The following is a 20177-nucleotide window of genomic DNA, read 5'->3' on the forward strand; positions in this document are numbered from 1 at the left end:
ACGGAGCGTGGCCAGGCTCCGGATTGGCTGCTTGGGCTCACAATTTGGCTGGCGCCGTCAGCATTGATGGCTGGGGTGTGGGGCATGTGCTGGACACCTCGGCGACGCTGGAGGGGGGCAAGCTGCGCATGTCTACTTCTGGCGATGCCGCCAATCGGCATTGTGGGCTGGGCAAATCCGATCACTTCGGCCGGTGCGCTTTATCCCGGCTGGGGATGGTACGGTTTAGTCCTCACGCTTATCGCTCTAGCGTTTGCGGCCGTCCTCACGCGGGTTCGCATTCTGCTTGGAATTGCCTTCGTGCTCAGCGTGGCGGCAAATTTCCTCTTCACCCCAGCCTCTCCCTCATTGGCTGAAGGAATAGATACTCGCCTTGGCCGCGGCGTTTCCAATGGAGACGACTACGGTCAAATCCGTCGTCTGCAGGAAATTGTCCTTGCCGCATCGGCAGAGTCTCCAGCTGGGACCCTATTGGTTTTGCCCGAATTGGTTGGAGGGGACTGGGCACTCAACGAAGCGTGGTGGGATCAAGTACATCATCAACTTGTTGAACGTGGCCAGACTGTATTGGTGGGCGCCCGCCGAACGGCGTTTGGCACCAGCGTCTACGAAAATGGGCTGTTCCCTGTTGGCTATTCTGCCGGCAGTGCGTACATCGACCGCGTGCCCGTACCTATCGGTATGTGGCGACCATGGGCGGATTTCACTGCCAAGGCTCCCTGGTTCGCAAAAGGAACGATGCGTGTCGGAAATCTGAATGTTGGTGCACTAATTTGTTACGAGCAGCTTCTCGTCTTTCCCGCCATTCGAACGTTCTGGGATCGTCCGGCAGTCCTAGTGGGTGCATCGAATTCGTGGTGGGCAGAAGGCACGAGTATCCCAGCCATACAACAGCAGTCTGTAGCCGTGTGGGGCAGATTGTTCAATGTGCCAATCACCTATGCCGAAAACAGGTGACTGCAGCCTACGAATCAAAGGTCGTACTTTGTGGGTCCTGGGCCGGCCATGCAAGCAGCCGGCTAGCCCCTATGGTCATGGTTTATGGGGGAGGAATCCCAAAGGTCATGGTTTGTGGGGCGCAGGCGATGTGAACGCGCGGAATGTCGAAGCGACGGTGGCCACGAAGAACGACATAGGGTTCTCCGCGAAATGGCCGCGGAAACCACCTAGGGACCTGGCTCGCCCGGCAAATCAGGGCTCATGCGGCTCGCATCCGCCGTAGCCAGCGCTGGTCCGGTTGAAGGTTGGGGAGCTGAGGGAACGGTCTAGACACACACGTGCCCCACAAACCATGGCCTAAACACCTTCTTGCCTATACAGGAACGGCAAGAAGGCTGCCTGGCTTCGCAGATTGCGCCCCATAGACCATGACCTTTGCGTTTCGGTTGATCTGCAGCACCGTCCGCAAACCTCCCCCCATAGGCCATGACTTTTTGGCCTCTCAACATCGATTCCGCATGAAACATGGGGAAGCACAAGAGTATCCACTCACTTGCCTCTAATCTGATCCTAGGAGATGAGCGACAGTCTCCCTGCGTCATTGCCCATTCCGGTGCCCCATTCAGCATGACCTCTCCTCCCCACATACCATGACCAAGTGCAGAGTTACCCACAGCCTCAATGGGAAAAATTCCTTCTGAAATCAATGATTTATATCTTATTTCTACAAAAACACATGAGTTTCCCCAGAAAGCCCTACCTTTCCCCATGGAGCCAGACCTTAATGAAGAAATCTCCCCACATAGCCTGACCGCTTACCCCATAGAGGATGACCGAACTTCCTTGAAAGCCCCGCCAGGCAAGGCTTTCAGTGACGTATACGCTGTATACGGTGTTTATTTAAACAACAACAACCCGTTGGTGGTGGGTTCTTGATAGACCCTTAACCCCAAAAACCATGACCTTGGCAAAGCCGAACGGCGAGATATGAACCTGCGCGGTGGTAGCCCTGCTGGCATTGGCCTGATCGTCATCCCTCGGGCATGAGATGTACCGATGGGAATCGCTAAAGGTCATGGTCGATGTCTTGATAGCATGACCTTTTGCACCTACAATGACCCCGACTATTTCAAAGGCTCAAAATGAAATCTAACCAGCTGCAGACAGCAAGCGAGCTAAAGAAGCATGTCGCAACTATTCACGTTAGCGGAGAGTTGTCCCTTCTAGAACGAAAAATCGTGAATGTGTTGTTGCTCAACGCCTACGATGATCTCCTGACGAAGAAGACGCATCGAATCCCAGTCGGGATTCTGAGCACGATGCTTGGCTTCGACAGTAAGAACACTGACGCGCTAAAGAAGGCATTGCTGAACGTGATGTCGACGCCAGTGTCATTCGACCTACTGCAAGATGGCGAGTCAGATTGGAATGCATCGCCGCTCATTGGCTACGCCGGCATTCGCAGCGGCGTCTGCTCATACGAGTACAGCGATTGGCTTGCTAAGAAGCTGGCTAACCCCGAGATCTATACCCTTATCAACATCAACGTCCAGAAGCAGTTCAGCGGCGGCTATGCGTTGGCCCTTTACGAGAACTGTCTACGCTTCAAGCGGACAGGCTCCACTGGGTGGATTTCGGTCGCGACCTGGCGACGACTGCTGGGCGCGGAGGCCAGTACCTATGACGAGTTCAAGCACTTTTCGAGCGAGGTGATCAAGAAGTCCGTCAAGGAAGTCAACACGGTCTCGAATATCCTCGTCACACCAGAGTACGGGAAAGAAGGGCGGAAGGTCACTCAGATCAGGTTTCTCGTGAAAGAGAACCCTCAGCGCTCCATGTACGACAACGGCGGCGAGGACGAACAGGCTCAGATCCGTGAATCGGAGACATTCAAGCGCTTGGTCAAGTTGGGTATTGGCGATCGCTTGGCGATCAGCTGGATTCAGCAAGAGCCAGAACGTGCGAAGCAGACTGCAGAGTACGTCGAGGACAAGGCGCGCCGTAAGCAGATCAAGGGCAATCCTGGTGGATACGCCCGAACCGTTTTCGAGAATGGTAATAGCCTGGCGCTGCCTGAGGCCTCGGAGCTTTCGGCAAATCGCCAGTATGAGGCTCACAGTCAATCAGACGCGAAGGCCGCGGCGGAGGTGCAAATCAAGGAAAAGCGAGCCCAAGCAATTTCGGGTGCAATCCGATCCCTTTCGATTGAGGAGAAACGTGAACTGGCCTCAGCGTTTATTGCGGAGGGCGGCAGCGCAAAGACCTACGTGGAAGAAACTGCCACGTTCAAGGATGTTCTGGAGCGCACGGCATTCACGACCTGGCTCCGTGCGACTATCGGCAAGCAGGTGCCGCAGGCAGCTTAAGTCGCTAGCGGTTTTCGGCATGTGGCGGTACCGGACCGGGTTCGTGAACGCAATACATGCGAGAGGATGACCAGCGTGCCCATACTGCAATCCAAGCTAGACGCGTCGATCGCGTCCCAAATTTCCAACGTTGGAAAGAGACCGAAGAAGAGCGGACGTGGCTGGAATTTTTCCACTCTCTATGATATTTTAATATCATTCTATAGACATAACACTTTGAAGCCAAACCTTGTGAGGGCACCTATGAAGCATGCACTAGTCGCTCTGGCCCTTGTTCCGCTTTCCGCAACCGCCGGCTTGGTGGTGGAAGATGAGGGGATCAAGCCAGCGGTTGTAGTACCTGACACACCGGTTAAGCCGGTTGTGGTTCCAGTGGAGATCTGGCGGGGAGAACAAGGGAGCACGGTGCATGCCTCCTTGCAGCAGTGGGCTCAACGCGCGAAATGGGTTCTTATCTGGGATGCCAAGAAGGGCACTGACACGGTTGACTACAAGATCGAAGCGCCCGTCACGTTTGAGGGCAGCTTCGATAAGGCGGCGGCCGATTGGATTAGGCGATATGAAAAGGCCCGCATCCCCCTCTATGTCGATATCCAGACAACACAGCGGGTCATTTACGTTTCCGCAGGGGAGAACTGACATGCGTCAACTAGCATTCCTGGCATTCAATGCAATGTTTATTGCTGGGTGTACGACACTAGACAATCATTCCGCGATCACGCGGCAACTCCGGCAGCAAGAGGCGGAAGCACAGGCAAAAATGGATGCCGTGAAGACTGGGGCGACTCTTCGGAAGCGCGAAACCGTGCGCTACCTGCAGGAACAGTTCATAAGTCTTGAGCCGGTTCTACAGAAGACAGCAGTTCCGGCAAACTCCCCATTGCTTCGTTGCCGGATTTCGATCGAGACGGTGGCGCCGATCAGCATGCTTGAGTTTGCACAGACGATCACCCGCAAATGCAAGGTCAATGTTCGTGTGACACCCGATGCAATCGCGGCCGTCCAGAATCCACTAGCCGCTGACACCGGAGCGGTCGTGCCCGCTATTCAGGGTGGAGCACCAGCGTCGATGGCACCACCGGTCATTGGTGCTCAGCAAGCAACGACAGTTGCAGGCCAGGTCGGCATGATCGATCTGAACTATTCGGGCGAACTGCCTGGGCTTCTGGATACCGCTACTTCGCGCTGGGGTGTCTCCTGGAAGGAAGAAGACGGTAAGGTGAAGATCTACAACGTGGACACGCGCGTCTTCCACGTGCATGCCTTCAATTCGGACACTGCATTCAAGGCCGACGTGGTGAGCGGGACTACGATGGTGAGCGGCACAACTTCGTCGGGTGCTGGCTCCACAGGCGGAGGAGCTGGTGGCTCAGCCTCCGGCGGCATTGGCGGCGCTACTGGCTCCCAACAGACCACGACCGTTACCCTCAAGATGGAGCTGTGGCGCGACATCATCGCCACCGTCACCGGAATGAGGTCTGCAAAGGGCGTGGTGGTGGGTTCGCCGTCAACTGGCACGATCACTGTCACTGACAACGAGGACGTGCTCGCGCGGATGGACAGATATCTGACGCCGCTGAATGCGCAGCTGGAGAAGCAGGTTGTCTTCAATGTCGATCTGGTTTCAGTGGAGATCAACGACACAGATGCACTCGGTCTGAGCTTCAGTGCGCTCTATCAATCGCTAAGCCAAAAGTACGGCTTCGCGCTTGCTAGCAGCTTCACGGCACCGGCAAATGCTGTGACCGGGACATTCTCCATCCTGAAGAACTCGGGTAGCCCATGGTCCGGGACCGACGCCATTGTCAAAGCGCTGTCAGAACAAGGCAACGTTGGTTTGAAGCGTGCGCCGTCCGCGACCACCCTCAATCTACAAACGGTTTCCGTTCAGACGGCTCGCCAAACCGGCTTTGTACCTGGCGCTACCACGACGAACACTGCTCAGGTGGGCTCTACCACTACGCTGCAGACTGGCATGGTGACAACCGGTTTGAACATGTCGCTGACGCCCTATGTGCTGGAGGACAACAGGATGCTGGTGCAGTTCAGCATCAACCTTTCCTCGCTGCTTAACATCCGCACCGTCAGCAAGGGCGATGCATTTGCGGAGGTCCCGGAACTGAATCTGCCGATCAACATGTCGCAAAAGGTTCGCCTGAATCCAGGGGAGACGCTAATGTTGTCGGGCTTTGATGATGAAGATACCAATGCAACTCAGTCAGGGACTCTCACCCCGAAGAACTGGCTTCTGGGTGGCGGCATCAACGCGACCAAACGCCGCACCAAGCTGATCGTGCTCATTACGCCCATGGTGCTGCAATGAGACTGCCAAGGCTTGCACGCAAGCGGCCAAGCCTTCCGCTATCAAAGGCCGTGGTTGACCCGTCGCCGGCAGCTGGAGGGGAGACGGCGATCATCTCGATCAACGGTCGGAAATTCGTCACGGGACTATTTTGGTCGCCGCTCTCCCGCGCGCGCGCCTACATGGCGGAAGCCCGCGAACTGGGGAAGAAGCATGATTGGGACATCGTTGCTATCCGCCGCAGTACAACGCGCATCCAAGCGGGATTTGTCAGCAAGAACCGCGGTGCGCTGAAGGGAATGTACAGCCTTGCGTCGGCGCTCGCAGGCGTGCTTGGTGACAAGTGGATTGGCGTCTTCGAGGTGGGGGAAGACCGGTACGCGATCGTTGCTGTCCATGACGGCACGATTGTGCCCGGCTACGACCGAACCGTGACCGGCTTTGATGAGGCGAAGTCCGTGATGGAGCACGGTGTTGCGCTGCTCGACTTCGGAGATAACGTGTATGCGCCGCGTTCCTTCAACCTGGCGTTGAAGGAGTGTGATCTTGCAGAAGTGCTCAACGCGAAGCGTTTGCGGCCCGAACACAAGCTCAAGCAGCTGACGTTTGGCATGACCCGGAAGGAAATGGGGGTTATGGCGATACTCCTCCTTCTTGTCGGTGCCGGCGTCTACGGTTATGGAAAGTGGAGCGAGCATCGCGAACAGTTGAGATTGCAAGAGTTGAAGAGACAGGCGGAACTTCGGGAGCGTGCCTTGAAGCTGCTCGAAGAGCAGGCCAAGAAGAGCCAGCCTGCGCAGGCTCTCGAGCACCCATGGGCGCATATGCCGTCGCCGGCAGCGTTCGCTGCGGCATGCCAGGAGATGAGCCGAAAGCATACGCCGCTCAGCATTGTCGGCTGGATCGAAACTTCGTCCGAGTGCAGTGGGAAGGAAAGGACTGTGACGTATGAGCGATTCGATGAGGGCTTGACTGTTTCCGAGTTTCAACGCCTCGCCGCGGTTGATGGCGCGAGAGTCGGCATCGAGGATGTTCCAACGAAGGCCACGGTCATTCGTGATCTGAGTGTTCCGCCAGCGGGCGATGAGTCGTTGATGGACGCCACCGAGGCGCGCTTGCGTATCGCCTCTGAAGTGCAGCGCTGGGGTGACACGGTCGCAAAGGATTTCAGCATGACGGCGAGGGAGGTAAAGGTGCCAAGTGTTCCCCAGCCTCTTCCAGGCCAAGTCACGGAGCCGGTGGCTCCACCACCCGCACCCACATGGCGCGAATTTACCTTCGAGTTCAAGACGGGACTTCAGCCATTGAGACACATCGATAATCTTAGAGATGTGCCCGGATTGCGCATCACCAGTATCAAAGCCGTGGTCAATCAGACCGAAGCAAGCATCGAATGGATCGTAAAGGGGGATCTGTATGCGAATCTTTAATTGGACAGTCGGCATCATGTGCGCGCTCGGTATCACCACGGCCTATGCCGCGAACGTTCCATCCGAGGATCAGCTCGGGGAAGTCCATGGGCAGATGCTCTTGGTGAAAGCACAGGCCAAGCTGGAAGAAGCTCGGCAAAACCTTGCATCCATGGCTGGTGGCATGGGCGATAGTGGCGCGCTTCCGAATGTGCGCAGGATCGACAAGATCAACGATGAGCCCGCCACCGCCGAGTTGATCTTCGCGGGGAACGTCAAAGTGGAGGCGCGCGAGGGCACCAAGCTCCCTGGGGGGTATCGCGTCGAGAAGATCGATATCAAGGCCAGGACTGTGGATATTGCACGGGGCCGAGACCGCTACACGGTTGGAATGTCTTCCATCGTTCCGCAAAGTCCGCCGAAGAACGGGCAGCAAGCCGGGCAGGGCGCATCGCCGGGCTTTCCCGCCCCTTATGTCCCCTCTCTCACTCGCTGAGGCACGGCCATGGGCGCCAACGACATTGGCAACGGAGCCTTGCTACCCGCTGTGCTTTCCGCCTCTGGAAAGCTCAGCGTGTCCGAAGATCATCGCGACAAGGTGTGCCTAACCGAAGACCATGTTCTCTGGGTCGTAGGGTCGTATTCCACCGATCCTGCGGTGCTGGCCTACATGGAACTGCTTCGTCGCAACGGCGTGAAATTCACGAAGTCGGTGGCCAGTGTCGAGCAAGTGCAGGCGCTCTACGCACGCGGGGTATCCGTCGATAGGGAGGATCTGACCCATCGGCAGGAACAGGTGATGTCCATCATCGTGGAGTCCAACCAGCGAGATGCGAGCGACATCCATTTCCGCAACGAGGAAGCGCGGACGCTGGTTTTTGCTCGAGTGGACGGCTTCTTCGAGCCGGTGCGCGAATTCAATCGACAGGATGGTCGCGCCATTTGCCGGGCCATGTACGGCTCCATGTGTGACGTCGCGGAAGAGCAATACTACGAGAATCGTTCGCAGAACGGTCGCCTGAAGTCTGAGTACCTGCGCGAACTAGGGCTCACGGGCGCGCGTATCGGCACGAGGCCGACAGATGACGGAAACCTGGTTGTACTGCGCCTGCTAAAGAAGGGGACCAAGCGTACGCTTTCCGATCTGGGGTATTTATCGGAGCAGGTCGATATCATTACGCGGATGACGCGCAATCCATTCGGCGTGAATATCTTCAGCGGCCCGACGGGCGCGGGCAAGTCCACCACGCTCGAGGTCCTAGTGCAGATGCTGCTGGAGTACACGGGCCACAGGATCAACATCCTTACCGTCGAGCATCCCCCCGAGTATAGGATGGACGGTGCTGTTCAGACCCCTTTGATGTGCGACTCGGACGATCCTGCGTCGGTTGCCCGCGCCTGGGCTAATGCGATTGCTGAACTTCTGCGCCTGGACCCGGACGCGATTGTGATTGGTGAGGTCCGGGATCTGGATTCTGCTGTCGCTGCATTTCGCGCGGCCATGACCGGCCACGGTGTGTGGACGACGAACCATGCCAACCATGCTTGGCAGACCCTTGACCGCCTCATTGACCTCGGCGCGAGCCCTGCGCTCGTAACGGACGCTTCAATCGTAACTGGCCTCATCAACCAATCCCTCGTTCCCATCAATTGTCCTGGCTGCCGCCGTCAATACAAGTTGGCGCGCCATACCCTAGCGCCGGATCTGCAGGAGCGTGTGGAGCGCCTGTGCAACCCCGACACCGTGTATGTCAGGGGGCGCAATCCGGGATGCAAGGTTTGCGGCGGAAGGGGGTATAAAGGGCGCCGCGTGGTCGCTGAGGCAGTTGCGCCCACACAGAGGCTCATGAATATCTACCGGGACGGCGGCAGTTCTGCGGCCCGTGCCGCATGGGTCCGAGAGATGAATGGCATCTCCAAATGCATGCACCTGATCCGCAAGGTGAATGCGGGCGACGTTGATCCGCTATTTGCCGAGCAACAAGTCTGTACCTTGGACTATGACGAAATCACCCTTGGTTAAACCATGAGCGTACTTGCAAACACTCTGGAGTTTCTGGCGAGCCCGCGTGAGGCTTGGTATCAGTTCAGTACCTGGTGGCTGCGCGGCCAATTTCGAGAGAAGGATAAGACTGACTTCTTTCGCACACTGAAGCTGATGCTCAATGGCAATGTGCAGATGCCCGTCGCTCTGTCGGAGATCTATCGCGCCTATAGCGAGGACGGCACGAAGCGACGGAACATCGTCGCGATGGTTGCGAGCGATTGTCTTCTGCAGGTGAATACCGGGAAGACTTTGGGCGACGCCATGCGTCGATGGCTCCCTGACGATGAGTGCTCGTTGTTGGATGCAGGGAACACGTCTGGCGACATGATCGGCGCATTCGATCGGCTGATCCGCATTATTCAGTCGAAGGGCCTTGCGACAAAGGCAGTGATGAGCGCGACGCTCTATCCGTCGATCCTGTTGCTTCAGTGCGGCTACATACTCAACAAGGTATCCGTTGAGCTGGTGCCAAAGTTGCTGCGCGGAAGGACGGCGGAAACAATCGAGGGGCCGGCCTATGTGCTAAAGGAACTCGCGCATTTCGTGTCTAGTTATGGCGTCGTCAGTCTCAGCGTAGGTGCAGCAATCGTCGTTGCGATCGTTCTTTCCCTTCCAGTTCTTCGAGGGAACATCCGGTACTACTTAGATAAGCTTCCGCCATGGTCTTTTTATCGGATGATGTACGGAAGCACGTTCTTCTTGAACGTGGGCGTGCAGATGAGCGCCGGCGTAAAGCTTTCCAAGATCCTGAGCGATGCCGCCGACAAGGCTAACCCATGGTTGCGCGAGAGGCTGGAAGCGGCGCTCTTTGGCGTCAATAACGGCAAGACCCTGGGCGATGCCTTGGCGGACGCAGGCTATGACTTCCCGGACCGGCGCGCGGTTTATTTTCTTCGGGCCATTACGTCGCAGAAGGGGGCGGAAGAAAACATCGAGCAGTTCGGCAAGGAATGGCTCGATGAAAGCATCACGAAGCTTCAGCGCATGGCAAAGGTCATGCTCGCTTGCGGGATCATTCTGAACGGCGCGCTGATTCTACTGGTGCTGGCCGGCGCGAGCGGGATGGAAGATGCGTCGATCTCCGTCATCGATCGATAGTTTTTTTGTAGTAGTATTGGCTTTTATTATTGTTAAGTCATCCATAGTGGAGGTAGCGATGAAGTACAGTTTTTTCCAACGTCAGAAATTGGTGGCCGGCAAGGAAGCGCAACGCGGATTCCTCTCGGTCGAAGCTATCGTGGTTCTTATCATTGTCATCGGGTTGATGGCCCTGGGCGCGTCGAAGATGGACATGCTGACGGGTAACTCCGAAGCCAACGAGGAGATTAGCAATATCCAGGCAATGGTAACGTCCACGAAGGCGCTGAAGTCCTCGTCTGGGTATGGCACCAGTGGTAGCGATCTGACCGCAACTCTTATCGCGATCGGTGGCGTGCCGAAGAACATTGCTGTGGTAGGTGGTGTCCTGCAGAACTCTGTAGGGGGGGTCTACGGCGTGACGAGCACTGGGCCGGGCTTCAGCATCTCTTCCAGCGGGATGAGCACTGCCCTCTGCGTGAAGGCTGCTACGAAGCTATCAAAGAGCGGTCTCTTTGCAACGACGAAGATCGGCAGCGGTTCGGCAACCGCGGGTGAAGTGACCTCACAGACTGCCGGAACTGCCTGCGCGGCCGGTAACGTCACTATCACCTTCGCGATCGCGACCTGACGAGTCAGGGGCAGCATGCGCATTCATAAGATCGAGTTCGTCGATCTGTACATCGGGAAGGGGTTTTCCGAGGTCACTGGTATCAACGGCAAACCGGGGCGCAGCGCCGTGCCTGCGCCCTTGCTTGCCGATGTGCAGCAGCTTCGCAACGAATGCGCGGAAAAGTACGGGCGATACGGGGAAGAGGAGTTCTCGTTGAATGTAGAGGGCACCATGTTTCGCGTTACGGTCATGGAGGATCTGACCGAGGAAGTTACGTTCGTACTGCGTCGCTCGTCAGCGAGCATTCGCCCTGCGACATCGTTGCCCCTGGCCCCAAGCATTCTGGAGTTTCTGCTTTCAGAGGATCTGCGCGGGCTGATCCTGATAGCAGGTGAGATGGCGACGGGGAAGACTTCAACGGCTTCCACCCTTTTTGCAGAAAGACTTGCCCGGTACGGGGGAATGGGGGTGGCAATCGAGGACCCCTGCGAAACCCCACTCCACGGGGAACGAGGAAGAGGCCGCTGCATACAGATGTGGGCAACCGAGAAGCGTGGCGGATATCAGGCGTTCCTCAAGAAGGCGCTGCGAAGTGGTGCGGGCTTGTTTCTTGTTGGGGAGATCCGCGATGAGAAGACAGCACTGGAGGTCGCGAGAGCAAGTATCAACGGCCATACGGTGCTGTCTACCATCCATGCTGACTCTCCGGGAAACGCGGTGCAGCGCTTCCACTCACTGTGCTCGGGGGAGTCTCCGCGGGCCGCCAATTTGATTGCAGACGGCCTGGCGGCGGTGGTTTGGCAAACAATCCGCCGCCGGTCGCAGGACCAGAGGAGCGCTACACGCTTAGAGACCAAGGTGCTACGTGTCCGAGGTATCCACGCTGTCACCGCGAAGATCCGCGATGGCAAGTTCGCGATGCTGGATCAGGATGTGGTTGACCAGGCAAACAAGGTCGCATTCGAAATGCAGCAGGCGATGCAAGCGCAAGGAGTGAAGGTATGAGAAATCGGAGGAGCGGGGGGTTCATTTCATTCGAGGTGGTGATCGGAGTACTGGTCTTGATCTCGAGTATGAGCTTCTTGAGCTATTGGCTGAATGAGGATGCGGATCGCAAGGTGAACTCATCTGCTGCCAGTAACGCGCAAACGGTTGTCGACGCAACGCAGAAATGGATGGGTGACAACCTGACAGCGATCCAGGCGGCGGCGAATCCATATGTTGCTTATGACGTCTCGGCTATTGCCTCCTACTTGCCTACGGGATTCGTGCCGACGAACGCATACCAGCAGTCATACTCGATTCGCGTGAACAAGGTCGCTGGCAACCGGCTGGAGACCTTGATTGTGACAACTGGCGGTGAGGCCATCAGTGACAAGAGCCTCCGTCAGATCGGCCAGCTTGTCGGTGGACAAGGAGGGTATATCAGCGCGCTCAGTCCCAACACTGCTACAGGATCATTCGGGGGATGGTCGTACCCTATGGCGAGCTACGGCGGGTCGCCCGGTGCTGGCAAATTGGCATTGGCAGTGTTCTTTCAGGATGGCATGGCGGTCGACTCGGGGGCGTACCTGCATCGGCAGGCAGTTGCAGGTCGCCCGGAGTACAACCGGATGGAGACCGCCATTGACATGAACGGGAACAGGATCGACAACGCGGGGGCGGTTACTGCGCAATCGGTTGCCCTGCCGGCCGGCAACTCGGTGCGAGTTGGAAACACGTTCTTTTATGGTGACGCACAAAATACGGCGGTGCGCTCACAGGTGGGAGGGGGGTTCTATGTCCAGGATGTGAACGGCAATGCGGCGGATATCAAGTCGGCCAAGGACATCTACGCGAACACGACCCAGACCAACGAAAGCTATGTGAACGGGTGGTTTCGAGCGCGAAATGACGCGGGCTTGTATTGGGAGAAGTGGGGCGGTGGCTGGTATATGAGCGACCCCAGCTGGATTCGCGCCTATAACGGCAAGAACATCTGGACGTCGGGCACACTTCAAGCCGATGGCAATGTGAACTCAGCATATATTTCCGCATGGGGCTGGATGAACTCGGCGGGGCGATTGCGTACTGGCGAGTATCTGCAGATCGATGGGTGGGCGCCGGAAGGGGGGGGCTGTAGCCCGAACGGGCTGCAAGGGCGCGACGGAAACGGGATGCCACTTTTTTGCCAATCTGGTGTTTGGAAACGATCGGGCGGCAGTATTACCCCGTTCCGGGTTGACGGGGGGGCGACGTGTAGTTGGGCACCTACGAGCGCAGTTTGCCCGGCTGGCTCACGCCTAGTATCAGGCGGCTATGTGTTGACGTGGTTCAACGGAAGTAGCTTCAGCCATGCTCCGGATGCCTCTTACCCTGATGCCGCAGGTAATCAGTGGGTGCTGAACGGATCAGGAACGAATTCCTGCTTCCAGGCGTTTGCGAGCTGCACCTACTAAGGTGGGGTAAAAAACAACACACCGACGTCCGTTAACGTTGTCAAGGAGAGCGCGCGGCCCCGCTGGTGAGGTAAAGTCGCGGCCTCTTGATCGTTCGATAGATCGTCACGCCTCCGCAGTGGCCCAATATGTCGTTTCTACTGTATATCGCCTATCTCCTCCGCAAGCGCATCTCCGTAGATAGCGCATGCCAGTTCTTCAATTCAGCTTTGCTCTCGCGCAGTCATCGTCACCGCATCTTGCGCAGGGCTTTCCCCGGCGTGCATGCGAAGTCCACAATAGCTCGTCCATTCTATGCTGGTCGGGAAGGCAACTTTCAATTGGGCCACCGCAGCTTCATGAACATAGGATGTGTTGTTCTCAATGGCGCAGACGTTCGAATCGGCGATCACGTGCTTGTCGGTCCCGGCGTCAAATTCTGCACAGATACACATCATGTCCAGCCCTATCTCAGGCGCAGCAATCCGCAGTCTTTCAGCCGGCCCATTGTGGTTGGGAATCATGCGTGGATTGGCGCCGGCGCTTTGATTTGCCCTGGTGTGACGATCGGCGATCATGCCGTAGTGGGCGCGGGTGCCGTGGTCACGCGAGATGTCCCAGCATTTGCTTTAGTTGCCGGTAACCCGGCTATTGTCAAACGGACTTGGCATGACGATGGAGCGCTCAAACCACCAAAGATGAGCTTCCCTCTAGCCGACGCTAAGGATACTCGTGCCGAAGTAGCGGAATGCGTTGAGCATTAAGTTCGGTCTGGTTCCCCCGGAGCGTTGACCGAGGGCTCGATAGAAGTCGAGCCCGACTGATGCGGGCTCGATTTTGGGCTTACGGCACGATGACTGTGGCGCCGTCTGGTACGGCTGAGGGGAGGGGCTTGGCAAGGGTGAAAGGTCCAGATCCTTGGGGTAGGGTGATTGCGGCACCACTCTTTGTGCCGGCATGGACAGTCGACTTGCTAATGCGCACGATTGCGGTCGCCAGACCTGGCCGCCCCTGTGGATAGTAGACGTATGGCACCCCAGCATCCACGTAGTTGGCAATGCCAGGAGATTTCACGAACCAAGCGGGCAGCGCCAGAGACGCGTCGGGCACGACCCCATTGGTCGTGGGGTTCGTCACTGCGTAGTCGGATACGCGCTTGGAGTAGTTGAGCATATTTCCGGCCAGCGCATTTGTTTCGCCCGCAGTGGCCGACTGGCGGAGATAGTCGCCGGTCTGCAGAGTGACAGCTAACGCAATGGCGCTTGCGCCCGCGGCGATTACGTATCCCAGCATACCGTTACCGCTTTGCGTCGACCACCTGGATGGACTGGGCGCTCTTCCTTACCCGCAGGTCCACGGTAGGTACCAGATTCGCAAGCTGACCCAACACCTCCACGAATGTCCCTGTCATGGGGTGATCCTCCGTAATGCGGTAGGGGTTGGACGCGAGCCAGGTGGGGGCGGACCAGCCTGCCGTCGCAGCCCATGCATCGAGATTCTCTTTGAGGGTCTTGCCCTTCTGTAGTACCCAAGTGCGAGGTTGCTCGACGACAGGAACGATGAGAGGGGCAGGTTGTATCAGCGCCGGTGCTGCGACGGAGAGCGTGCCTGCATTCTGCGGCCCTTTAGGTTGCAGGAGTTCAGCAAGCAGGCGGTAGGCGTCCTCTGGGCGGAGAAGGTTGCTTTGGGCCATAGAGACAACCTTTGTCATCGTCTGAAGCGTTATCGCATCAACGGCGGTGGCCGCCGATGTAGCACGAGCCGCAGGCGATGGCACAGCAGCAACCGCCTCGGGACGATACAGCGGGGCCGTCTTCAGCTCAGCCTTCGGTGCAGGCAGGCGCGTCGCTGTGCGTAGTGCGATGGTTGCCTTGCTGGCGTCGCGCTTACTTCCACCTGGTTCTCGTGCGGAAGTATCTTCCTCGATAACGATCTTGCCTGCGGCGACTCCATTCTCGGTCAGCCACTGCTTCACGGACGTGGCGCGTTGCCGGGCGAGCGTACTGCTTCCCGCCGCATCCCCGTAGCCCGTGACGACTATCTGATCGGCGTCGATGGCGTCTTCCAGCCTGTCTGTCAGTGTGCGGCGCGAGGAGGGACCCAAGACGGAGCGACGAATACTATAGCCGACTTCGAAGCTCGCCGTTGTTGACATCGCACTCGGGTTCGTCGCCGTCTGCTGCGGTGCGTCCTCATCGACGTAGAAGGTTGCATGTGCAGTGCTTGCGAGAACGAAGCCGAGTGCAGCCACGAGTTGCTTTGCTTTCATTGGTAGTCCAGTTTCTGACGTTGGAAATTCGGGGCGGTTGTGATTGCCCGGAAGGCTCTGATATTATGCTATTGCACATTCTACTAAATTAAAAGCACAATACGGGAATCGTACACAGGAAACCTTGAGATGACTGCGACTGTTGCGGAAGTGGCGCGGGCCGGGGTGGGCCCTGGTAATGGTAATGATCCCGCTGAACGGCTGAATGAATCTATCCGACGCAGCCTGGGAGCTACCTGCATGAACGCCCTACAGGATGAGAGCGTTGAAGAGATCATGCTGAATCCTGATGGCCGAATCTGGCTTTACAAAGTTGGGCACGGCATGTTGGACACGGGCGATCGGATGCCGCCCGCCAGGGCGCTGAGCCTGATGAACACTATTGCCTCAGTGCTGGATACAACCGTAACGGCTGAGAATCCTCTACTCGACGGAAATCTCCCCCTCGATGGCTCTCGCTTCTCTGGCGTTATCCCTCCGGCAGCGGCAGGGCCAAGCTTCTCGATCCGTAAGAAGGCACTGCTGGTGTACACACTGGAGGACTACGTCAAGGACGGCATCATATCGTTGCCGTTCTATAACGCCATCCTCGAGGCGGTTAAGCAGAGAAAAAACATCCTTGTCGTCGGTGGCACAGCGTCGGGCAAGACGACGCTTCTCAACGCGATTATTGCTGCCATCGCCAAGCATACCCCTCAGCATCGCGTTGTCATTATTGAGGACACGGCCGAGGTCCAGTGCGCAGCGCAGAACAAGGTCATGGTGCAGACGACGCGCACCATATCAATGCTTGATCTTCTGCGGTCTACATTGCGCTGGCGACCGGACCGCATCATTGTCGGAGAGGTGCGGGGTAAGGAAGCAAATGCATTGCTGAAGGCGTGGAACACAGGTCATCCGGGTGGCGTGGCGTCCATTCACGCCAACGACGCACGAAGCGGGCTGTTGCGCGTGGAGCAGTGCGTGCAGGAAGGCGTTGCCGTCGTCAATCCGGTCGTCATTGCTGAGGCAGTTGACGTGTTGGTGGTCATCAAGAAAGGGGAGGTGTCGGGAAAGCGGGTAGTGGAGCAAGTGGCACAGGTAGAGCGCTATGACAGCGTGACCAACGAGTACATCATTTCTGATGTAGTCTAATTTTTAAAAAGGTGAATACTATGAATCACAACATCATGAATAGCGCGTGGCGCGTGCTGAAAGCGAAGAAACCATCGTTTCTCCAACTCAACGTCGTGGCGTGGCTGTGCATCTACACAGGTGCCGCCCTGGCTGCGGACGCGGCGCCGTGGGACGGCCCGCTCTGCGGCGTTGCCAACTGGTTCAGGGGCACCACGCCGATCGCCATAGGCTCTATTGCATTCGCTGCCGCCGCTGGTGGCTTTCTGTGGGGCGAGGAATTCACTGGGATCATGAAGAAGGTCGTGAACATCGTCATGGCGATTGCGATCATGATCGGTGGCGCTTCGTTTGTGGGCTGGATCGCTGTCAAGATGGGCGCCGGGGCCAGCGCCTGCAGCGTCTAATCGAGGGCACCTATGAGCAGCGATCATCGCAGCGAACTTATCAAAGTTCCGATTCATCGGGCCGGCGTTCGTATCCTGATGTTCCTCGGCGGAGAGCGCACGCAAGTATTGCTGCTCGCCTTCGTGTCCCTGTACTTCGCCTACCTGCTCACTGTTCGCTTCAACTTGCTCTATGGCATTGCTGCGGCGGCGTCACTGTGGCTAGTTGGTATTGGTTTGCTGAGGAAGCTCGCAAAGAACGACCCCCGGATGTGGGCAGTGCTGAAGCGTGCGCGGAAGTATCGGGGCTTCTATCCGGCACGGGGCCGCTTTGATGCGCCGGCGCCGCGATACCCCGATTTCAAATAGGTGAACCATGGGTGTTCTATTCATTATTCTGGTCATTCTGCTGGAAGGCGTCCTAATCGCCTACGCTTTCCTGCGCAAGCCGCCGGGCATGCAGGAGGAGTTCCGTGATTCGGAACAAGGCCTTGCGGACTTGCTCCGGTACGCTGAACCTGTTTCGGACGGCGTACTTTCGGGGAAGGGGGGGGAACTCATCGGCGGGTTCTTCTACCGGGGGACTGACGCAGAATCCTCGTCAAACGCCGAACTGGATGCGATCTCGCTTCGCGTCAACAATGCCCTGGCGCGTTTCGGCTCGGGGTGGATGGCCCACATCGACGCGAACCGCGGGGATGCGGTTGGCTACAGCGCGCGGACATCGTTTGTCCATCCAGTCGCCGAGTTGATAGACGAGGAACGCCGGCTACAGTACGGCGGGGAAGGGCGCCACCACGAAAGTCACTACGCCATTGTTCTTACCTGGTTGCCGCCGCGTGCAGCGGAAAGCAAGGCGACAGCAATGATGTTTGAACACAGTGAAGAGCTTCAGAGCGCCAATGCCTCATCGCGGGCCAAGCTCATCGCTCAGTTCAATGCTGCGCTCGACTCATTGGAGGGAGAGCTGCGAATGGTCTTCGATTCCATGACACGCATGCGCTGTCACGAACGCGTGAATGCGGGCGACCGTCGCAAGTACCTAGTGGATGACCTTCTTGGCTATGTCCACTATTGTGTCACCGGCATCTCGCAATACTTGGCAAGACCGAGGGTCGGCATCACCGTGGATACGATCGTCGGCAGCCAGGATTTCGTTGGTGGCAACACTCCCAAGATCGGCCAGAAGCATGTTCGCGTGGTGGCGATCGACGGGTTTCCGTCGTTCGGATACTCGGGCATCCTGGATGTGTTGAACTCGCTGCCGGTGGCTTACCGGTGGAATACGCGCTTCATCTTCATGGACCCCGAGGAAGGCCGCACGCTGCTCGAGCGCATGTTTAAGAAGTGGCGGCAGAAGATCCGTGGGCTTCGCGATACCGTTTCGAATAGTACGTCTGGCGCGGTGGACCAGGATGCGCTTGAAATGATGATTGATGCGCAGAGCGCGATGGGTGAAGCGGCGTCAGGCCGTGTTCGGTTTGGGCACTACACCAGCGTCATCGTCTTGATGGACGAAGATCTGCCGGCGCTTCTCGAGGCGGTCAATCTCTGCGTTGATACGATCCGAAATCTCGGCTTTGCTGTCCGGCTCGAGACCATCAATGCGGTGGAAGCTTACCTCGGGAGCCTGCCGGGCCACGGGTACGAGAACGTGCGGCGACCAATCGTCCATACGATGAATCTCGCGCATCTCATGCCGACCACCGCGACATGGCCAGGCCTTGACCGCAACCCGTGCCCCTTCTATCCACCCAACAGCCCGCCCTTGCTGTACGCGGATACCACGGGCGGTACCCCATTCCGGATCAGCACGCACGTCCATGACGTCGGCCACTTCCTGGCCCTTGGTCCGACGGGCGCAGGCAAATCGACGCTTATCGACCTGATGGAGCTTCAGCATCTTCGCTATCAGTATGCGCGCACCATCAAGTTCGAGAAGGGTTACTCATCTTTCGTTGCATGTGCGGGTGTCGAGGGGGCCTACTATGATTTGGGTGGCGACCACCCCAGCATCGTCAAAGGCAAGCCATATGCAGACGCTCTCTGCCCATTGCGGCATGTGGACCAACCATCGTGGCGGCTGTGGGCTCTCGATTGGATCGAGACCTGCCTAGTGCTTGCAAAGGTCGATGTCACGGCAAGGCATCGGAATCTCGTTGCTGACGCTCTCCAGTCATTGGCGGATGGCGATCCGGATTTGCGCACCATGACGCATTTCGTATCGCAGGTGCAAGATACCCAGCTGCAGGAAGCATTGCGGACGTACACCCTTGCCGGCAACAACCAAATGCTGGATGGGGAAGACGACACGCTCTCGGATAGCCACTTCATTGTGTTCGAGATGGAGCACCTCATGAGCAAGGGGCCGCAGTATGTAGTCCCTGTGTTGCTGTATCTCTTCCGCAAAATCGAGACGTTGCTTGACGGATCGCCTACCTTGCTTGTGCTTGACGAAGCCTGGTTGATGTTCGACAACGAGATCTTTAGCAGCAAGATCAAGGAGTGGTTGAAGGTGATGCGGAAGCGCAACTGCGCTGTCGGCTTTGCGACACAATCGCTTTCTGACGTTGGAAAAAGCAAGATCCGGGACGTCCTGTACGAAAGCTGCCCGACCAAGTTCTTCCTTTCCAATGTCGAAGCGTTGCGGACGGCAAGCGTGCGCGAAGAGTATGAGCGGATTGGTCTCAACGAGCAGCAGATTGACCTCATCGGCCGCGGCGAGAAGAAGCGAGACTACTACTACGCGTCGCCGCTCGGCCGGCGCAGGTTCAGGCTGGGGCTAGGCCCCGTGGCGCTCGCGTTCGTGGGTTGCAGTGGCGTGGAAGACATTGCGCAGGCGCGACGCATCCTCGCTTCCGGCACAGACAATTTTGGGGCTGACTGGCTCATGCACTGTGCTACAGCCAAAGAATGGGGCGACGGCTTGGCCGAATGGGCATCCCTCTTGCGCAGCCGCCGCAGCTTGGCGACATGAAAGTGATATTGTAATATCACATAGGAATGCTATAATAAAAGCACGAAGGCAAAAAAGGGAGATTCACGATGACTGCTCTTGTGCTTTTGGTTCTGGCTCTTGGTGCTCCCGTCGTAGGCCTGTTGGCAGCGATGGCGGGCAGCGTTGTTGGATTCGTCGGCGTGCTGGCCGTGCGCGGGGTTCTCGCGGCGGTCCGCAGGCTGGTTGGCCTCGGAAGGGCATATTGCCCTAGCAAATAATGAGAAGCTCAAAAATCACCCGC

Annotated in this window: 19 protein-coding genes and 1 pseudogene; 17 read left to right on the forward strand and 3 right to left on the reverse strand. The window is 57.5% G+C overall.

Going from position 1 to position 20177, the window contains the following annotated elements; translation table 11 throughout:
- Nucleotides 1–144: 144 nt before the first annotated feature.
- The 12 genes from AC07UK_RS25530 (at nucleotide 145) to pilV (ending at nucleotide 13191) form a co-directional block, all read left to right on the forward strand.
- On the forward strand, nucleotides 145–957 hold the full coding sequence (locus AC07UK_RS25530; protein ID WP_494686690.1) for a carbon-nitrogen hydrolase family protein: 813 nt from the start codon (nucleotides 145–147) through the stop codon (nucleotides 955–957).
- 663 nt (nucleotides 958–1620) lie between these two features.
- Complete coding sequence (locus AC07UK_RS25535) at nucleotides 1621–1875, forward strand: hypothetical protein (protein ID WP_494686689.1); 255 nt, start codon at nucleotides 1621–1623, stop codon at nucleotides 1873–1875.
- A gap of 206 nt (nucleotides 1876–2081) precedes the next feature.
- On the forward strand, nucleotides 2082–3305 hold the full coding sequence (locus AC07UK_RS25540) for a replication initiation protein (RefSeq protein WP_494686688.1): 1224 nt from the start codon (nucleotides 2082–2084) through the stop codon (nucleotides 3303–3305).
- A 243-nt stretch (nucleotides 3306–3548) separates the two neighbouring features.
- Entirely contained in the window at nucleotides 3549–3944 is a 396-nt protein-coding gene (locus AC07UK_RS25545; RefSeq protein ID WP_494686687.1) for a TcpQ domain-containing protein, read from the forward strand.
- Between the two features lies 1 nt (nucleotide 3945).
- Nucleotides 3946–5628: a PilN family type IVB pilus formation outer membrane protein gene (gene pilN / locus AC07UK_RS25550; RefSeq protein WP_494686686.1), complete on the forward strand. Its 1683-nt coding sequence runs from the start codon at nucleotides 3946–3948 to the stop codon at nucleotides 5626–5628.
- A gap of 50 nt (nucleotides 5629–5678) precedes the next feature.
- Nucleotides 5679–7037 carry a type 4b pilus protein PilO2 gene (gene pilO2 / locus AC07UK_RS25555; RefSeq protein WP_494686685.1) on the forward strand — a complete coding sequence of 453 codons (1359 nt, stop codon included), beginning with the start codon at nucleotides 5679–5681 and terminating at the stop codon, nucleotides 7035–7037.
- A complete protein-coding gene (locus AC07UK_RS25560) occupies nucleotides 7024–7512 on the forward strand; it encodes a hypothetical protein (protein ID WP_494686684.1) in 489 nt (162 codons plus the stop codon). Before pilO2 ends, AC07UK_RS25560 begins: the two co-directional genes overlap by 14 nt.
- A 9-nt stretch (nucleotides 7513–7521) precedes the next feature.
- A complete protein-coding gene (locus AC07UK_RS25565) occupies nucleotides 7522–9039 on the forward strand; it encodes a GspE/PulE family protein (RefSeq protein ID WP_494686683.1) in 1518 nt (505 codons plus the stop codon).
- A 3-nt stretch (nucleotides 9040–9042) separates the two neighbouring features.
- Complete coding sequence (locus tag AC07UK_RS25570; RefSeq protein ID WP_494686682.1) at nucleotides 9043–10161, forward strand: type II secretion system F family protein; 1119 nt, start codon at nucleotides 9043–9045, stop codon at nucleotides 10159–10161.
- Between the two features lie 58 nt (nucleotides 10162–10219).
- Nucleotides 10220–10771, forward strand: coding sequence for a type 4 pilus major pilin (locus AC07UK_RS25575; protein ID WP_494686681.1), 552 nt, complete (start codon nucleotides 10220–10222; stop codon nucleotides 10769–10771).
- Between the two features lie 15 nt (nucleotides 10772–10786).
- A complete protein-coding gene (locus tag AC07UK_RS25580; RefSeq protein WP_494686680.1) occupies nucleotides 10787–11758 on the forward strand; it encodes an ATPase, T2SS/T4P/T4SS family in 972 nt (323 codons plus the stop codon).
- 68 nt (nucleotides 11759–11826) lie between these two features.
- A complete protein-coding gene (gene pilV, locus AC07UK_RS25585) occupies nucleotides 11827–13191 on the forward strand; it encodes a shufflon system plasmid conjugative transfer pilus tip adhesin PilV (RefSeq protein ID WP_494686679.1) in 1365 nt (454 codons plus the stop codon).
- Nucleotides 13192–13394: 203 nt separating this feature from the next.
- Here pilV and AC07UK_RS25590 read toward each other — a convergent pair whose 3' ends face one another.
- Nucleotides 13395–13748 (reverse strand): hypothetical protein, encoded by a 354-nt coding sequence (locus tag AC07UK_RS25590; RefSeq protein ID WP_494686712.1) that lies wholly within the window; start codon nucleotides 13746–13748, stop codon nucleotides 13395–13397.
- On the opposite strand from AC07UK_RS25590, the pseudogene AC07UK_RS25595 reads away from it, so the two are divergent.
- A pseudogene (locus AC07UK_RS25595) lies at nucleotides 13683–13820 on the forward strand (DapH/DapD/GlmU-related protein); the annotation flags it as partial. The gene AC07UK_RS25590 and the pseudogene AC07UK_RS25595 sit on opposite strands and share 66 nt — an antisense overlap.
- Nucleotides 13821–14013: 193 nt before the next feature.
- On the opposite strand, the gene pilM reads toward AC07UK_RS25595, so the two are convergent.
- Both pilM and AC07UK_RS25605 read right to left on the reverse strand, forming a co-directional pair.
- Entirely contained in the window at nucleotides 14014–14463 is a 450-nt protein-coding gene (gene pilM / locus AC07UK_RS25600) for a type IV pilus biogenesis protein PilM (RefSeq protein ID WP_494686678.1), read from the reverse strand.
- A 4-nt stretch (nucleotides 14464–14467) separates the two neighbouring features.
- A complete protein-coding gene (locus AC07UK_RS25605) occupies nucleotides 14468–15439 on the reverse strand; it encodes a TcpQ domain-containing protein (RefSeq protein ID WP_494686677.1) in 972 nt (323 codons plus the stop codon).
- Between the two features lie 129 nt (nucleotides 15440–15568).
- Here AC07UK_RS25605 and trbB point away from each other — a divergent pair, with 129 nt between their 5' ends.
- From trbB to AC07UK_RS25625, 4 genes are read left to right on the forward strand one after another with little or no spacing between them, the layout of a single operon-like run.
- The gene (gene trbB / locus AC07UK_RS25610; protein WP_494686676.1) at nucleotides 15569–16573 is read left to right on the forward strand and encodes a P-type conjugative transfer ATPase TrbB; all 1005 of its coding nucleotides are present in this window, start codon (nucleotides 15569–15571) and stop codon (nucleotides 16571–16573) included.
- A gap of 20 nt (nucleotides 16574–16593) precedes the next feature.
- A complete protein-coding gene (locus AC07UK_RS25615; RefSeq protein WP_494686675.1) occupies nucleotides 16594–16959 on the forward strand; it encodes a TrbC/VirB2 family protein in 366 nt (121 codons plus the stop codon).
- Between the two features lie 12 nt (nucleotides 16960–16971).
- Entirely contained in the window at nucleotides 16972–17307 is a 336-nt protein-coding gene (locus AC07UK_RS25620; protein WP_494686674.1) for a VirB3 family type IV secretion system protein, read from the forward strand.
- 7 nt (nucleotides 17308–17314) lie between these two features.
- Complete coding sequence (locus AC07UK_RS25625) at nucleotides 17315–19915, forward strand: VirB4 family type IV secretion/conjugal transfer ATPase (RefSeq protein WP_494686673.1); 2601 nt, start codon at nucleotides 17315–17317, stop codon at nucleotides 19913–19915.
- Nucleotides 19916–20177 lie beyond the last annotated feature (262 nt).

It is taken from the genome of Cupriavidus sp. GW821-FHT07C08 (assembly GCF_059419025.1).

What these genes read in the sequence shown, in the direction of transcription:
- AC07UK_RS25530 (WP_494686690.1), top strand. Translation starts at nt 145, where the DNA reads ATGCCGCCAATCGGCATTGTGGGCTGGGCAAATCCGATCACTTCGGCC.
- AC07UK_RS25535 (WP_494686689.1), top strand. Translation starts at nt 1,621, where the DNA reads ATGGGAAAAATTCCTTCTGAAATCAATGATTTATATCTTATTTCTACA.
- AC07UK_RS25540 (WP_494686688.1), top strand. Translation starts at nt 2,082, where the DNA reads ATGAAATCTAACCAGCTGCAGACAGCAAGCGAGCTAAAGAAGCATGTC.
- AC07UK_RS25545 (WP_494686687.1), top strand. Translation starts at nt 3,549, where the DNA reads ATGAAGCATGCACTAGTCGCTCTGGCCCTTGTTCCGCTTTCCGCAACC.
- pilN (WP_494686686.1), top strand. Translation starts at nt 3,946, where the DNA reads ATGCGTCAACTAGCATTCCTGGCATTCAATGCAATGTTTATTGCTGGG.
- AC07UK_RS25560 (WP_494686684.1), top strand. Translation starts at nt 7,024, where the DNA reads ATGCGAATCTTTAATTGGACAGTCGGCATCATGTGCGCGCTCGGTATC.
- AC07UK_RS25565 (WP_494686683.1), top strand. Translation starts at nt 7,522, where the DNA reads ATGGGCGCCAACGACATTGGCAACGGAGCCTTGCTACCCGCTGTGCTT.
- AC07UK_RS25570 (WP_494686682.1), top strand. Translation starts at nt 9,043, where the DNA reads ATGAGCGTACTTGCAAACACTCTGGAGTTTCTGGCGAGCCCGCGTGAG.
- AC07UK_RS25575 (WP_494686681.1), top strand. Translation starts at nt 10,220, where the DNA reads ATGAAGTACAGTTTTTTCCAACGTCAGAAATTGGTGGCCGGCAAGGAA.
- AC07UK_RS25580 (WP_494686680.1), top strand. Translation starts at nt 10,787, where the DNA reads ATGCGCATTCATAAGATCGAGTTCGTCGATCTGTACATCGGGAAGGGG.
- pilV (WP_494686679.1), top strand. Translation starts at nt 11,827, where the DNA reads ATGAGCTTCTTGAGCTATTGGCTGAATGAGGATGCGGATCGCAAGGTG.
- AC07UK_RS25590 (WP_494686712.1), bottom strand. Translation starts at nt 13,748, where the DNA reads ATGATCGCCGATCGTCACACCAGGGCAAATCAAAGCGCCGGCGCCAAT.
- pilM (WP_494686678.1), bottom strand. Translation starts at nt 14,463, where the DNA reads ATGCTGGGATACGTAATCGCCGCGGGCGCAAGCGCCATTGCGTTAGCT.
- AC07UK_RS25605 (WP_494686677.1), bottom strand. Translation starts at nt 15,439, where the DNA reads ATGAAAGCAAAGCAACTCGTGGCTGCACTCGGCTTCGTTCTCGCAAGC.
- trbB (WP_494686676.1), top strand. Translation starts at nt 15,569, where the DNA reads ATGACTGCGACTGTTGCGGAAGTGGCGCGGGCCGGGGTGGGCCCTGGT.
- AC07UK_RS25615 (WP_494686675.1), top strand. Translation starts at nt 16,594, where the DNA reads ATGAATCACAACATCATGAATAGCGCGTGGCGCGTGCTGAAAGCGAAG.
- AC07UK_RS25620 (WP_494686674.1), top strand. Translation starts at nt 16,972, where the DNA reads ATGAGCAGCGATCATCGCAGCGAACTTATCAAAGTTCCGATTCATCGG.
- AC07UK_RS25625 (WP_494686673.1), top strand. Translation starts at nt 17,315, where the DNA reads ATGGGTGTTCTATTCATTATTCTGGTCATTCTGCTGGAAGGCGTCCTA.